This is a genomic window from Pseudomonas sp. 313 (assembly GCF_000316965.1).
In the GTDB taxonomy this organism is placed as follows: Bacteria; Pseudomonadota; Gammaproteobacteria; order Pseudomonadales; family Pseudomonadaceae; genus Chryseomonas; species Chryseomonas benzopyrenica.
This window is the reverse complement of sequence record NZ_ANBZ01000038.1, coordinates 1-12,064: the sequence shown is the minus strand read 5'-3', so window position 1 is coordinate 12,064 and position 12,064 is coordinate 1. Positions and strand designations below refer to the sequence as shown.

17 protein-coding genes are annotated in these 12,064 nt (G+C 63.5%); 9 read left to right on the top strand and 8 right to left on the bottom strand.

Translation table 11 applies throughout. The features are described from left to right. The 8 genes from hisG to C722_RS0108285 form a co-directional block, all read right to left on the bottom strand. On the bottom strand, positions 1-632 hold a 632-nt coding region (gene hisG, locus C722_RS0108320), incomplete at its 3' end, for an ATP phosphoribosyltransferase (protein WP_007159506.1). A 9-nt stretch (positions 633-641) separates the two neighbouring features. After that, positions 642-1,907 carry a UDP-N-acetylglucosamine 1-carboxyvinyltransferase gene (gene murA / locus C722_RS0108315; protein WP_017640061.1) on the bottom strand — a complete coding sequence of 422 codons (1,266 nt, stop codon included), beginning with the start codon at positions 1,905-1,907 and terminating at the stop codon, positions 642-644. Between the two features lie 22 nt (positions 1,908-1,929). Then, positions 1,930-2,169, bottom strand: coding sequence for a BolA family protein (locus C722_RS0108310; protein ID WP_007159508.1), 240 nt, complete (start codon positions 2,167-2,169; stop codon positions 1,930-1,932). Between the two features lie 73 nt (positions 2,170-2,242). Then, entirely contained in the window at positions 2,243-2,557 is a 315-nt protein-coding gene (locus tag C722_RS0108305; RefSeq protein ID WP_017640060.1) for a lipid asymmetry maintenance protein MlaB, read from the bottom strand. Continuing rightward, positions 2,554-3,204 carry a phospholipid-binding protein MlaC gene (locus C722_RS0108300; protein WP_026083730.1) on the bottom strand — a complete coding sequence of 217 codons (651 nt, stop codon included), beginning with the start codon at positions 3,202-3,204 and terminating at the stop codon, positions 2,554-2,556. Before C722_RS0108300 ends, C722_RS0108305 begins: the two co-directional genes overlap by 4 nt. Positions 3,205-3,218: 14 nt before the next feature. Beyond that, complete coding sequence (mlaD, locus tag C722_RS0108295; RefSeq protein ID WP_007159511.1) at positions 3,219-3,695, bottom strand: outer membrane lipid asymmetry maintenance protein MlaD; 477 nt, start codon at positions 3,693-3,695, stop codon at positions 3,219-3,221. Further along, on the bottom strand, positions 3,695-4,489 hold the full coding sequence (gene mlaE, locus C722_RS0108290) for a lipid asymmetry maintenance ABC transporter permease subunit MlaE (protein WP_017640058.1): 795 nt from the start codon (positions 4,487-4,489) through the stop codon (positions 3,695-3,697). Before mlaE ends, mlaD begins: the two co-directional genes overlap by 1 nt. Further along, the gene (locus tag C722_RS0108285; protein ID WP_017640057.1) at positions 4,489-5,298 is read right to left on the bottom strand and encodes an ATP-binding cassette domain-containing protein; all 810 of its coding nucleotides are present in this window, start codon (positions 5,296-5,298) and stop codon (positions 4,489-4,491) included. The genes mlaE and C722_RS0108285 overlap by 1 nt, the downstream gene beginning before the upstream one ends. Before the next feature lie 204 nt (positions 5,299-5,502). Here C722_RS0108285 and C722_RS0108280 point away from each other — a divergent pair, with 204 nt between their 5' ends. The 9 genes from C722_RS0108280 to C722_RS0108240 all read left to right on the top strand — a co-directional run bounded on the left by C722_RS0108280 (position 5,503) and on the right by C722_RS0108240 (position 12,029). After that, positions 5,503-6,477 carry a KpsF/GutQ family sugar-phosphate isomerase gene (locus C722_RS0108280; protein WP_026083729.1) on the top strand — a complete coding sequence of 325 codons (975 nt, stop codon included), beginning with the start codon at positions 5,503-5,505 and terminating at the stop codon, positions 6,475-6,477. An 81-nt stretch (positions 6,478-6,558) separates the two neighbouring features. Next, positions 6,559-7,131, top strand: a complete 573-nt coding sequence (lptC, locus tag C722_RS0108275) for an LPS export ABC transporter periplasmic protein LptC (protein ID WP_007159515.1) — start codon at positions 6,559-6,561, stop codon at positions 7,129-7,131. Continuing rightward, a complete protein-coding gene (gene lptA, locus C722_RS0108270) occupies positions 7,118-7,660 on the top strand; it encodes a lipopolysaccharide transport periplasmic protein LptA (protein WP_017640055.1) in 543 nt (180 codons plus the stop codon). The genes lptC and lptA overlap by 14 nt, the downstream gene beginning before the upstream one ends. Beyond that, entirely contained in the window at positions 7,657-8,385 is a 729-nt protein-coding gene (gene lptB / locus C722_RS0108265; protein ID WP_017640054.1) for an LPS export ABC transporter ATP-binding protein, read from the top strand. Before lptA ends, lptB begins: the two co-directional genes overlap by 4 nt. 102 nt (positions 8,386-8,487) lie before the next feature. Then, positions 8,488-9,987 (top strand): RNA polymerase factor sigma-54, encoded by a 1,500-nt coding sequence (locus tag C722_RS0108260; RefSeq protein ID WP_026083728.1) that lies wholly within the window; start codon positions 8,488-8,490, stop codon positions 9,985-9,987. Positions 9,988-10,078: 91 nt separating this feature from the next. Next, positions 10,079-10,387: a ribosome hibernation-promoting factor, HPF/YfiA family gene (gene hpf / locus C722_RS0108255; RefSeq protein ID WP_017640052.1), complete on the top strand. Its 309-nt coding sequence runs from the start codon at positions 10,079-10,081 to the stop codon at positions 10,385-10,387. 17 nt (positions 10,388-10,404) lie between these two features. Continuing rightward, a complete protein-coding gene (ptsN, locus tag C722_RS0108250; protein ID WP_017640051.1) occupies positions 10,405-10,869 on the top strand; it encodes a PTS IIA-like nitrogen regulatory protein PtsN in 465 nt (154 codons plus the stop codon). 1 nt (position 10,870) lies between these two features. Next, positions 10,871-11,725, top strand: coding sequence for an RNase adapter RapZ (gene rapZ / locus C722_RS0108245; protein WP_017640050.1), 855 nt, complete (start codon positions 10,871-10,873; stop codon positions 11,723-11,725). A 31-nt stretch (positions 11,726-11,756) separates the two neighbouring features. Then, positions 11,757-12,029 carry an HPr family phosphocarrier protein gene (locus tag C722_RS0108240; RefSeq protein WP_017640049.1) on the top strand — a complete coding sequence of 91 codons (273 nt, stop codon included), beginning with the start codon at positions 11,757-11,759 and terminating at the stop codon, positions 12,027-12,029. The last annotated feature ends 35 nt before the right edge of the window (positions 12,030-12,064 follow it).

Below are 12,064 nucleotides of genomic sequence, written 5' to 3'. Positions count from 1 at the left end.
CAGGCGCCGCGCGCCTCGACGGCGTGTCTCAGGGTCTCGATGAGGGCCTGGATACGGCCATGCTGCATCTTCATCGAGGCCTTGTTGACGATCAAGCGCGAGCTGATATGGGCGATCAGCTCCTGGGGTTCGAGTCCGTTGGCCTTGAGGGTATTGCCGGTGTCGACCACGTCGATGATCTTGTCGGCCAGCCCCACGAGCGGTGCAAGCTCCATGGAGCCGTACAGCTTAATGATGTCGACCTGACGACCCTGCTCGGCATAGTAGCGCTTGGCGACATTGACGAACTTGGTCGCCACCCGCAGCCGGCCACGCGGCGCCGGAGCGCCCACGGCGCCCGCGGTCATCAGTTTGCAGCGGGCGATGCGCAGGTCCAGCGGCTCATAGAGACCATCGCCGCCGTATTCCATCAGCACGTCCTTGCCGGCCACGCCCAGGTCCGCGGCGCCATGTTCCACATAGGTGGGCACATCGGTGGCGCGGACGATGAGCAGCCGTACATCGTCCTGGGTGGTCGGGATGATGAGCTTGCGGCTCTTGTCCGGATTCTCGGTCGGGGCGATCCCCGCCGCCGCCAGCAGCGGCAGGGTGTCGTCGAGGATACGGCCCTTGGACAGGGCGATGGTCAGCATCGGAGGTCCTTACTTGGGCGTGCGACGGATCTTGGCGCCGAGCAGCTGGAATTTCTCCTCGATGCATTCGTAGCCGCGGTCGATGTGGTAGATGCGATCGATCAGGGTATCGCCTTCGGCCACCAGGGCGGCGATGACCAGGCTCGCCGAGGCGCGCAGGTCGGTCGCCATGACCGGGGCGGCCTTGAGGCTGGGCACGCCGGTGACGATGGCGGCATTGCCTTCGATGGCGATGTTGGCGCCCATGCGCACCATCTCGTGAACGTGCATGAAGCGGTTCTCGAAGATGGTCTCGACCACGGTACCGGTGCCTTCGGCGACGGCGTTCATGGAGATGAACTGGGCCTGCATGTCGGTGGGGAACGCCGGGTAGGGCGCCGTGCGGATGTTGACCGCGCGGGGGCGATTGCCCTTCATGTCCAGCTCGATCCAGTTGCTGCCGGTGGCGATGTGGGCACCGGCTTCTTCCAGCTTGGCCAGCACGGCCTCGAGGATGGTCGGATCGGTGTCCTTGAGCTTGACGCGACCGCGGGTGGCGGCGGCGGCGACCAGGTAGCTGCCGGTCTCGATGCGGTCCGGCAGCACCGAATAGGTGGCGCCACCCAGGCGCTCGACGCCTTCCACGGTGATGGTGTCGGTACCGGCGCCCTGGATGTTGGCACCCATGGCGATCAGGCAGTTGGCCAGGTCGACGACCTCGGGCTCGCGGGCGGCGTTCTGGATGACGCTGCGGCCCTTGGCCAGGGTAGCGGCCATCAGCACGTTCTCGGTACCGGTCACGCTGACGGTGTCGAAATAGTAGTGGGCGCCGCGCAGGCCGCCGGCCGGCGCCTTGGCCTTGATGTAGCCGCCTTCGACGGTGATCTTGGCACCCATGGCTTCCAGGCCACGCAGGTGCAGATCGACCGGCCGCGAACCGATGGCGCAACCGCCGGGCAGGGCGACTTCCGCCTCGCCGAAGCGGGCGACCATCGGGCCCAGCACCAGGATCGAGGCGCGCATGGTCTTGACCAGCTCATAGGGCGCGACCAGGGTCTTGATGCTGGAGGCATCGACCTCGACGTTGAGCTTTTCACCGATCACCGGCTGGACGCCCATGCGGCCGAACAGCTCGATCATGGTGGTGATGTCGTGCAGGTGCGGCAGGTTGGCGATGGTCACCGGGGTGTCGGCGAGCAGGGTCGCGGCCAGGATCGGCAGGGCGGAGTTCTTGGCCCCAGAAATGCGAATTTCACCGTTCAGGCAGTTGCCGCCGGTAATGATCAGTTTGTCCATAGCGAGTTCTCGGCGCTGCGAATCAGGCGCGTTCGGCCCAGGCAGCACGGGTGAAGAATTTCATGGTGACAGCATGGATGCTGCCATCGGCGATCTGCGGCTGGAGATGGGAGTAGACCTGCTGCTGACGCTTGACCGGGCTGAGTGCCTGGAGCTCGTCGCTGATCAGGTAGAGCTGGAAGTTGCAGCCCTCGCCTTCCACTTCGACCTGGGTATCGGCCAGTTTTGCCTCCAGGAGGCTTTTGACTTCTTGGGCCTGCATGGCGGCACCTCGGCAATCTAGTACAGCCGGCGATCATACAAAAAAACCGGCTGTACGGCGACTGCGATGACCGCTACCCGTGCGCGTCTTCCGCCAGGGGCAGCAGTGCGAGGGCATCCGAGACGTCGGCGATCTGCCGCAACTCGGAAGGCAGGCTGGCGATGGTCAGCGGGCGCCCCGCGGCCTGGGCATCGCGCAGCCAGGCCAGCAACAGCGCGAGGCCCGCACTGTTGGAGCGTTCGACACCGGCGCAGTCGAGCACCAGCGGACCCTTGCCCTGGCCGATCAGCGCCCTGCCCTGCTCGCGCAGGGTGGGCACGTTGGCGTGATCGAGCACGCCCGACAGTTGCAGTCGGGCGCCTTCGCCGGTGATGACGGCGCGACTCACGAACCGACCTTGGCCTTCTGGGCCTCGGGAGAATCCTTGGCCTTGGCCACGGTGCCCGCCCAGTTGTTGATGGTCTTGTCCAGGTCGTTGCCGTTCTCCTGCATCGCCTGGGCGAACTGGTCACGGAACAGCTTGCCGAGGTTCAGGCCATTGATGATGACGTTGCGCACCTTCCACTCATTGCCCTGCTTGACCATGCTGTACTGCACCGGGTACACGGTGCCGTTGTTGCCCTTGACCTCCATGCCCACGCTGGTGCGATCGGGACCGTCGGACGGCCCTTCGGGCAGCACCCGGATCCCCTGGTTGTTGTACTCCAGCAGCGCATTGCCATAGAACTGCATCAGGCTGCGCTTGAAGTTTTCTTGGAAGCGCGCCATCTGCTCGGGCGAGGCGCTGCGGCTGTAGCGCACGGTCATGATGCTGCGCGAGATGCCTTCGGCATCCACCACCGGGCCGAGGATGTTGTTGAGCGACTCGTAGAAGGCTTCCGGGCTGCTGCGATACCGGTCGCGATTGGCCTCGAGGTCGCTGAGCAGCGTGCTGGTGGTCTGCTGGATGACGTCATGGGCCGAGGGCGCCGCCTGGGACACCAGCGGCAGCAGGGCCAGGATCGCGATCACTCCGTGACGAAGTAGCTTGAGCATGGAGAAGCCTCTCATCATTTATTGGCGGAAGAGTCTTTATTGACCGAGTTGAGCAGGAATTTGCCAATCAGGTCTTCGAGAACCAGCGAGGATTGTGTATCTCGAATGGTCGAACCCTCCTTGAGCACCTGCTCGTCACCGCCCACGCTGATGCCGATGTACTTCTCGCCGAGCAGGCCGGCGGTCAGGATCGAGGCGATGGAGTCGGTCGGCAGGTTGTCCACCTGCTTGTCAATCTGCATGGTGACCCGACCGCGGTAGCTGTTGCGGTCGAGATCGATGGCGGTGACCTTGCCGATGGTCACGCCCGACATGGTCACCCGCGATCTCACGGTGAGACCGGCGATGTTGTCGAAGTAGGCATAGACCTTGTAGGTATCGTGATGGTCGCTCATCGTCAGACCGCTTACCCGCAGCGCCAGCAGCAGCAGTGCGAGCACGCCGGCCAGCAGGAAGAGTCCGACACCGATTTCCTGGGTGCGGGTTTGCATCAGAGATCTCCAAACATCAGGGCGGTAAGAATGAAGTCGAGGCCGAGCACGGCAAGCGACGCATAGACGACGGTACGGGTGGTGGCGCGACCGATGCCTTCGGAGGTCGGCTCGCAGTCATACCCCTGGAAGACGGCGACCCAGGTCACCACGAAGGCGAACACCAGGCTCTTGACCACGCCATTGAGCACGTCGCTGAGCATCACGCTGTTCTGCATGGTGGCCCAGAAGGAGCCGTCGTAGACACCGAGCCAGTCGATGGCGACCATGGCCGCGCCCCAGATGCCTACCACGTTGAACATGGCGGCCAGCAGGGGCATGGAAATGAAACCGGCCCAGAAACGCGGCGCGACGATGTACTTGAGCGGATCCACGCCGATCATTTCCAGGCTGGACAGCTGCTCGGTGGATTTCATGTTGCCGATCTCGGCGGTCAAGGCGGAACCCGCCCGGCCGGCGAACAGCAGCGCGGTCACCACCGGGCCAAGTTCGCGCAGCAGGGTCAGGGCCACCATCTGCCCCACGGCCTGCTCGGAACCGTACTTGACCAGGATGTTGTAGCCCTGCAGGGCGATCACCATACCGATGAAGAAGCCCGACACCACAATGATCGGCAGCGACATCACGCCCACCGAATAGAGTTGCTTGCCCAGCAGCTGCAGGCCGTTGCCCACGCCACCGCGACCGAACACCGCCAGCAGCAGGACGATCACCGAGCGGCCGATGGCCGCCACGACGTCCAGCCCGGCTCGGCCCAGCCGACGAATCCGCTCCACGGCGGAGACCTTACGCATCAGTGTTTCCCCAGCAAGGCATCGCGCAGATCCGGCGCGGCATAGTGGAAGGGTACCGGGCCATCGGGGATGCCCTGCATGAACTGGCGAACCCGCGGATCCGGCGATTCGCGCAATTCCTTCGGCGTGCCCTGCCCCAGCACCTTGGTGTCGCCCACCACATAGAGGTAGTCGGCGATGCTGGCGGTCTCGGCCAGGTCGTGGGAGACCACGATGCTGGTCAATCCAAGGGCCTGGTTGAGCAGGCGGATGAGGCGCACCAGCACGCCCATGGCGATAGGGTCCTGGCCGACGAAGGGCTCGTCGTACATGAGGATCTGCGGATCCAGGGCAATGGCCCGCGCCAGGGCGACCCGGCGCTTCATGCCACCCGACAACTCGTCCGGCATCAGTTCGACGGCGCCACGCAACCCCACCGCCTGCAACTTGAGTAAAACGATGTCGCGGATCATCTCCTCGGGCAGCTTGGTGTGCACGCGCAGCGGAAAGGCCACGTTCTCGAACACATCGAGGTCGGTGAACAACGCGCCACTCTGGAACAGCACGCCCATCTGCCGGCGCATCTCGAACAGTTCGCCCCGGGACAGCTGCGGCAGATTGGCGCCATTGACCCAGATCTCGCCGCTGCTCGGCCGCAACTGGGCGGCGATGAGACGCAACAGAGTGGTCTTGCCACTGCCGGACGGTCCCATGATCCCGGTGACCTTGCCCCGCGGGATGCGGATATCGACGCGGTCGTAGATGAGACGCGTGCCGCGCTTGAAGGAAACACCCTTCAACTCCACGGCGTACGGGCTATCGACGGTCATCAAGACTCCTAACGTTCAACTCTGTGCAGGGAGACGCCGCTCCGCCGCTTCAGGGCACGCGGCTCTTGCGTTCGGCGGCCCCGGCAAAAGGGCGGCACTATAGCATTCGTTGCCGATGAGACTTCCAAGCTGCAGGCGGCGTTGCTGAGTGTCGCGGCTTTGCGCATATAATTTCCGATTGTCCTGTCACCTGCCTTCTGACCCATGCCCGACTCAATAGATTTCATCGCCTCCGCCAAGCGCACCATAGATGTAGAGCGAGCGGCCGTGGCCGCCCTGGGCGAGCGCATCGACGCAAGCTTTGCCGCCGCCTGTCGCCGGCTGCTCGCTTGCCGCGGGCGTATCGTGGTCCTGGGCATGGGCAAATCCGGGCATGTCGGCAACAAGATCGCCGCGACCCTTGCCAGTACCGGCAGCCCGGCCTTCTTCGTGCATCCGGCCGAAGCCAGCCATGGCGACATGGGCATGATCACCCGCGATGACGTCATCATCGCCATCTCCCAATCGGGCACCTCCAGTGAGATCCTGACCCTGCTGCCGCTGATCAAGCGCCTGGGCGTCCCTTTGATCAGCTTTGCCGGCAATCCCGCCTCGCCGCTGGCCAAGGCCGCGGACGTCAACCTGGACACCAGCGTCGCCACCGAGGCCTGCCCGCTCAATCTGGCACCCACCTCCTCCACGACCGTCGCCTTGGTGCTGGGCGATGCCTTGGCCATCGCCCTGCTCGAGGCCCGTGGCTTCACCGCCGAGGACTTCGCCTTTTCCCACCCGGGCGGCGCCCTGGGCCGGCGCCTGCTGCTCAAGGTGGAAAACGTCATGCATGCCGGCGCCGACCTGCCGCAGGTCGGCGAAGACACCCTGGTGTCCGATGCCCTGCTGGAGATGTCGCGCAAGGGGCTGGGCATGACCAGCGTGCTCGCCGCCGATGGCCGTCTCGCCGGCATCTTCACCGACGGCGATCTGCGTCGTGCCCTGGATCGTGGCATCGATGTGCGCACCACGCCCATCGCAACCGTGATGACCCGCGGTGGTCGAACCGCCAGGGCGCCGATGCTCGCCGCCGAGGCGCTGAAGATCATGGAGGAGCACAAGATCAATGCCCTGGTGGTGATCGATGACGAGCGCCGCCCAATCGGCGCCCTCAACATGGGTGACCTGCTACGCGCCGGGGTGCTGTAGGCCGGGTTATACTGCCCGACTAATACGCCGCACTCTCGTGTTCAACCCGCCGCCCTGGTGCGGCCCACCACAGGTACCCTCATGTTTCGCAGCTTGCGCCGCCCCGTGCTGTTGGTCCTGATCGCCGCCGCGCTCATCGCGATCGGCTACTGGAACATCCTGCCGCAGCGCTTCGTCGATGCTCCGGCCTCGTCGACCCCGCAAGACAGCGCCATCGACGGCTACGCCCTCAATACCCGGACGATCCAGTATCGTCTGGATGGCAAGATCCAGTACGAACTCAAGGCCGAGCGCAGCGAACACGTCAAGGCGACCGACGTCACCCTGGTGACCCGCCCCGACATGCTGGCCTTTCGCGGTACCGACTATCCCTGGCACATTCGCAGTGCCCGCGCCGAGGTCGCCCCCGGTGGCAGTCAGGCGGAGCTGATCGATGACGTGCGCGTCGAGCGTACCGATGAGAAAGGCCGCCCAGTGGTGTTGACCACCACCCGCATGACCGTCTTTCCTGACAAACAATATGCGCAAACCGAGCAAGCCGTTAGAATCGAGGCCGCCAATGGGGTGACCACGGCCAATGGCATGAAAGCGTATCTAGAAGACGGCAGAATGCTCCTGCTGTCCAACGTAAGAGGCCAGCATGAGGTTCGTTAAAACCCTCCCCTTCCTGTTCACCCTCGGCGCCACCCTTGGCAGTGCCGCGGCTTGGGCCCTGCCGACCGATCGCACCCAGCCGATCCGTGTGCAGGCCGACAGCGCCGAGCTCGACGACAAGCAGGGCGTGGCCGTGTACCGCGGAGACGTGGTCATCACCCAGGGCAGCATGAAGATCACCGGCAATACGGTGACCCTGACCCAGGACAACCAGGGCAACATCAAGGTCGCCACCGCAGTGGGCAAGCCAGCCTACTACGAGCAGAAGCCTTCGGCGGACAAGGACATCGTCAAGGCCTATGGTCTGACCATCCAGTATTTCGCCCAGGAAAATCGCATCATTCTGATCGACCAGGCCAAGGTGGTCCAACAGGGCAACACCTTCGAAGGCGAGAAGATCGTCTACGACACCCAGCGCCAGATCGTCAACGCCGGTCGCGCCAATGGCAGCAAGGTCACCACGCCGCGGCCGCGGATCGACATGGTCATCCAGCCCAAGGATCAGCAGCAGTCGGGGCAGGGACAATGACGGTTACGCTCAAAGCCCAGCATCTGGCCAAGAGCTACAAGGGTCGTCAGGTCGTTCGCGACGTCAGCGTCAGCATCGACAGCGGTCAGATCGTCGGCCTGCTCGGTCCGAACGGCGCCGGCAAGACCACCTGCTTCTACATGATCGTCGGCCTGGTCAAGGCCGATCAGGGTCGCGTGCTGATCGACGATCAGGACGTCACCGCCCTGCCCATGCACGGTCGTGCCCGCGCCGGGATCGGCTACCTGCCCCAGGAAGCCTCGATCTTTCGCAAGCTGACCGTGGCCGACAACATCCTCGGCATCCTGGAAACCCGCAAGGACCTGGACAAGGCCGGCCGCCTGCGCGAGCTGGAAAGCCTGTTGCAGGAATTCCACATCACCCATATCCGCGACAACCGCGGCATGAGCCTGTCGGGTGGCGAGCGTCGCCGTGTCGAGATCGCCCGCGCCCTGGCCACCGCGCCCAAGTTCATCCTGCTGGACGAACCCTTCGCCGGTGTGGACCCCATCTCGGTGGGTGACATCAAGCAGATCATCCGCCACCTCAAGGCCAAGGGTATCGGTGTGCTCATCACCGACCACAACGTGCGGGAAACCCTGACCATCTGCGAAACGGCCTACATCGTCAACGATGGCCAGCTCATCGCCGAGGGTACCGCCGAAGAAGTCCTCGCCAACGATCTGGTGAAGGAAGTCTATCTGGGTCACGAATTCCGCCTCTAGGCAAACCCGGGGAAACAAGGCATATAATTTGCTAACGCTCGCAGGGTTCGCGAGGTTCGGTGGCGCTGTTCGCGTCGGTAGACAAGGTGTATTTCCGCAGCCATGAAACCATCGCTAGTCCTCAAGATGGGCCAGCAGCTGACGATGACGCCGCAGCTGCAACAAGCCATACGTCTGCTCCAGCTCTCGACGCTCGACTTGCAGCAGGAGATCCAGGAAGCCCTGGAATCCAATCCGATGCTGGAACGCCAGGAAGAAGGCGAAGACTTCGACCAGAGCGAAGCCTCGGGCGAAGGCGATGAGAGCTCAGGCTCCGGCACCATGGAAACCACCTTCAAGGAAACCTCGGTCGCCACCAACGAGATGGCCGACGAATCCGAGTGGAGCGAGCGCATCCCCAGCGACAGCGAGCTGCCGGTCGATACCGCCTGGGAAGACATCTACCAGACCAGCGCCAGCAGCCTGCCCAGCAATGACGACGACGAGTGGGACTTCACCACCCGTACCTCCGCCGGCGAGAGCCTGCAGACCCACCTGCTCTGGCAGTTGAACCTGGCGCCCATGTCGGATCTCGACCGCCTGATCGCCCTGGCGATCATCGACGGCATCGACACCGACGGCTATCTGCAGGAAAGCCTGGAAGACATCCATGCCTCCCTCGACCCCGAGCTGGAAGTCGATCTCGACGAGGTCGAGGTGGTGCTCAGACGCGTCCAGCAATTCGAGCCCGCCGGCGTCGCCGCGCGCAACTTGCGCGAATGCCTGCTGATCCAGCTGGCCCAGCTGCCCGCCACCCTGCCCCTGCTCGGCGAAGCCAAGCGCCTGGTTGGCGACTACCTGGATCTGCTCGGCAGCCGTGACTATGCGCAGTTGATGCGGCGCATGAAGATCAAGGAAGACGAGCTCAAGCCGATCATCGAGCTGATCCAGACCCTGCACCCGCGTCCCGGCTCGCAGATCGAATCCGGCGAAGCCGAATACGTGGTGCCGGACGTCATCGTGCGCAAGCACAACGAGCGTTGGCTGGTGGAGCTCAATCAGGAAGCCGTACCGCGCCTGCGGGTCAATCCCCAGTACGCCGGTTTCGTCAAACGCGCCGACAGCAGCGCCGACAACACCTACATGCGCAACCAGCTCCAGGAAGCGCGCTGGTTCATCAAGAGCCTGCAGAGCCGCAACGAGACCCTGATGAAGGTGGCGACCCAGATCGTCGAGCACCAGCGGGGTTTTCTCGAATATGGCGAAGAGGCCATGAAGCCGTTGGTCCTGCACGACATCGCCGAGGCGGTGGGCATGCACGAGTCGACCATCTCCCGGGTGACCACCCAGAAATTCATGCACACCCCGCGTGGCATCTACGAACTCAAGTACTTCTTCTCCAGCCACGTCAGCACCGCCGAGGGCGGCGAATGCTCCTCCACCGCGATCCGCGCGATCATCAAGAAATTGGTGGCGGCGGAAAACGCGAAAAAGCCGTTGAGTGACAGCAAGATCGCTGGTTTACTGGAATCGCAAGGTATACAAGTCGCTCGTCGCACGGTGGCTAAGTATCGGGAATCCCTGGGTATCGCTCCGTCCAGCGAACGCAAGCGTCTCCTATGACGCGTCCTGATGTGTGACCGTGCCTCGATCGACCCGTGTCATGTCGGCGAGCAGCTTCGCCGATCGCAGCCCGGCAATAAGGAGAAGCGGTATGCAAGTCAACATCAGTGGCCATCAGCTTGAAGTGACGGAAGCCCTGCGTGACTACATCGGCGAGAAACTCGCCCGCCTCGAACGGCACTTCGATCGCATCACCAACGTCCAGGTCATCCTGGAAGTGGACAAGCTCAAGCAAAAGGCCGAAGCCACCCTGCACGTCTCCGGCGCTGCGGTGGTCGCCAACGCCGAGCACGACGACATGTATGCCGCCATCGATCTCCTGGCCGACAAGCTCGACCGCCAACTGATTAAACACAAGGAAAAATCGATCGAACGCCAGCAGGGCATTGGCGTCCGCTGAGGTTCGATCGCCGCTTTATGATCAAACTCGAAAACATCCTGACCCCCGGCCGTACCCAGACGGGTGCGCCGGGTGGCAGCAAAGCCGCCGTATTGGAACGCATCGCCGAGCTGGCCGCGCAGGAACTGCCCGGCCATGATGCGGCGCACATCCATGAATGCCTGATGGCGCGCGAACGCCTGGGCTCCACTGGGTTCGGCAATGGCATCGCCATTCCCCACTGCCGCCTGGCGGGTCTGCAGCAACCGCTGTGCGTACTCTTCCACCTGCAGCAGCCGGTGGACTTCGATTCCCTGGACGGCGCCCCGGTAGACCTGGTGTTCGTCCTGCTGGTCCCGGAAGCGGCCACCGAACAACACCTCACCCTGCTACGCCAGATCGCCGGCATCCTGGATCGCGCCGACATCCGCGACCGACTGCGCAAGGCCAAGGACAGCCAGGCGCTCTATCAGATCGTCGTCGAGGCCCAGAGCGGACACTGACATGCACCTCATCATCGTGAGCGGACGTTCCGGGTCGGGCAAGAGTACGGCGCTCAACGTGCTTGAGGACAATGGCTTCTATTGCATCGACAACCTGCCGGCCAGTCTGCTACCCGAGCTGGCCCAGCACGCCCTGACCGACATGGAGCGGCCCCAGCCCAAGGTCGCCCTGTCCATCGATGCACGCAACCTGCCCAGCCAGTTGCAGCGCTTTCCCGAATTGCTCGAACAGGTACGCAGCCGCAACATCCGCTGTGACATCCTCTATCTGGATGCCGATGACCAGACGCTGCTCAAGCGCTTTTCCGAGACGCGCCGCCGGCATCCGCTATCCAACCAGGAAAGATCCCTGGCCGAGGCCATTCACGACGAACAGGTGCTGCTGTCGCCCATCGCCGATCTGTCCGACCTGAAGATCGATACCACCCACCTGAATCTCTATCAGCTGCGCGACATCCTCAAGTTGCGCCTGCTGAACGCGCCGGAGCCGGGTACCGCCTACCTGGTCGAGTCCTTTGGCTTCAAGCGCGGCCTGCCGGTGGATGCCGACATGGTCTTCGATGTGCGCTTCCTGCCCAATCCCTATTGGAAACCGGACCTGCGCGACTTTTCCGGACTGGACGCCCCGGTGCGGGAGTATCTCGAGCAACAGCCCGAGGTAGAGACCCTGTACAATGACATCCGCGATTACCTGGTGAAGTGGCTGCCGCGTTTCGCCGCCAACAACAGGTCCTATGTGACCGTGGCCATCGGCTGTACCGGTGGTCATCACCGTTCGGTCTATCTGGCCGATCGCCTGGGTCGCGAACTCAAAGACCTGCTCAAGAACGTCCAGATTCGTCACCGCGATCTCTGACGCCCGTTTCGTTTCGACAAGGACAGACTCAATGCCTGCCCAACAGATCACCATCATCAACAAGCTGGGTCTGCACGCCCGTGCCGCCGCCAAGTTCGTCGGCGTGGCTGGCCGCTATCCCGCCAGCGTTCGCGTCGGCCGTAGTGGCGAGTCGCCGGTCGATGGCAAGAGCATCATGGCGGTCATGATGCTGGCCGCCGGCAAGGGCACGGTGCTGCAACTGGAAACCGAAGGTGAACAGAGCGACGAGGCCATGCGCGCCCTGATCGAGCTGATCAACAATTACTTCGACGAGGGTGAGTGATAAGCACCCTGCTCCAGCCGTATCCCATAAAAAAA

What these genes read in the sequence shown, in the direction of transcription:
- C722_RS0108260 (WP_026083728.1), top strand. Translation starts at nt 8,488, where the DNA reads ATGAAACCATCGCTAGTCCTCAAGATGGGCCAGCAGCTGACGATGACG.
- ptsN (WP_017640051.1), top strand. Translation starts at nt 10,405, where the DNA reads ATGATCAAACTCGAAAACATCCTGACCCCCGGCCGTACCCAGACGGGT.
- lptA (WP_017640055.1), top strand. Translation starts at nt 7,118, where the DNA reads ATGAGGTTCGTTAAAACCCTCCCCTTCCTGTTCACCCTCGGCGCCACC.
- C722_RS0108300 (WP_026083730.1), bottom strand. Translation starts at nt 3,204, where the DNA reads ATGCTCAAGCTACTTCGTCACGGAGTGATCGCGATCCTGGCCCTGCTG.
- mlaD (WP_007159511.1), bottom strand. Translation starts at nt 3,695, where the DNA reads ATGCAAACCCGCACCCAGGAAATCGGTGTCGGACTCTTCCTGCTGGCC.
- C722_RS0108280 (WP_026083729.1), top strand. Translation starts at nt 5,503, where the DNA reads ATGCCCGACTCAATAGATTTCATCGCCTCCGCCAAGCGCACCATAGAT.
- C722_RS0108240 (WP_017640049.1), top strand. Translation starts at nt 11,757, where the DNA reads ATGCCTGCCCAACAGATCACCATCATCAACAAGCTGGGTCTGCACGCC.
- C722_RS0108310 (WP_007159508.1), bottom strand. Translation starts at nt 2,169, where the DNA reads ATGCAGGCCCAAGAAGTCAAAAGCCTCCTGGAGGCAAAACTGGCCGAT.
- mlaE (WP_017640058.1), bottom strand. Translation starts at nt 4,489, where the DNA reads ATGCGTAAGGTCTCCGCCGTGGAGCGGATTCGTCGGCTGGGCCGAGCC.
- hpf (WP_017640052.1), top strand. Translation starts at nt 10,079, where the DNA reads ATGCAAGTCAACATCAGTGGCCATCAGCTTGAAGTGACGGAAGCCCTG.
- murA (WP_017640061.1), bottom strand. Translation starts at nt 1,907, where the DNA reads ATGGACAAACTGATCATTACCGGCGGCAACTGCCTGAACGGTGAAATT.
- C722_RS0108285 (WP_017640057.1), bottom strand. Translation starts at nt 5,298, where the DNA reads ATGACCGTCGATAGCCCGTACGCCGTGGAGTTGAAGGGTGTTTCCTTC.
- lptB (WP_017640054.1), top strand. Translation starts at nt 7,657, where the DNA reads ATGACGGTTACGCTCAAAGCCCAGCATCTGGCCAAGAGCTACAAGGGT.
- lptC (WP_007159515.1), top strand. Translation starts at nt 6,559, where the DNA reads ATGTTTCGCAGCTTGCGCCGCCCCGTGCTGTTGGTCCTGATCGCCGCC.
- rapZ (WP_017640050.1), top strand. Translation starts at nt 10,871, where the DNA reads ATGCACCTCATCATCGTGAGCGGACGTTCCGGGTCGGGCAAGAGTACG.